This window comes from Onishia niordana (assembly GCF_004798965.1).
In the GTDB taxonomy this organism is placed as follows: domain Bacteria; phylum Pseudomonadota; class Gammaproteobacteria; order Pseudomonadales; family Halomonadaceae; genus Onishia; species Onishia niordana.
Window position 1 is genome coordinate 1 of the sequence record NZ_SDSD01000084.1, and the last position, 267, is coordinate 267.

1 protein-coding gene is annotated in these 267 nt (G+C 40.4%); it reads right to left on the reverse strand.

Annotated elements, in window-relative coordinates:
- Positions 1–67: 67 nt before the first annotated feature.
- Positions 68–267 (reverse strand): adenylosuccinate synthetase (locus ETC27_RS18010; protein ID WP_205742782.1); only part of this gene is annotated, 200 nt, incomplete at its 5' end.

The window sequence follows — 267 nt, forward strand, 5'->3', positions numbered from 1 at the left end:
AATACGAGAAAAAAGGCACCAAAAAAAGCAATCAAATCAATGATTGCTTGCTTTTAGATTTATTTCCTTAGGCTTCCCAAACGTTTTCCAAAACGTTTGTTTGGTCACGGTCTGGACCAACAGAGAATGTTGAGATACGGACACCAACGAGTTCTGCAACACGAAGAACATAGTTGCGTGCTGTTTCTGGAAGTTCTTCCAGAGTACGCATTCCTGTAATATCTTCAGACCAACCTGGCATTTCTTCGTAAATTGGTTTGCAACGTT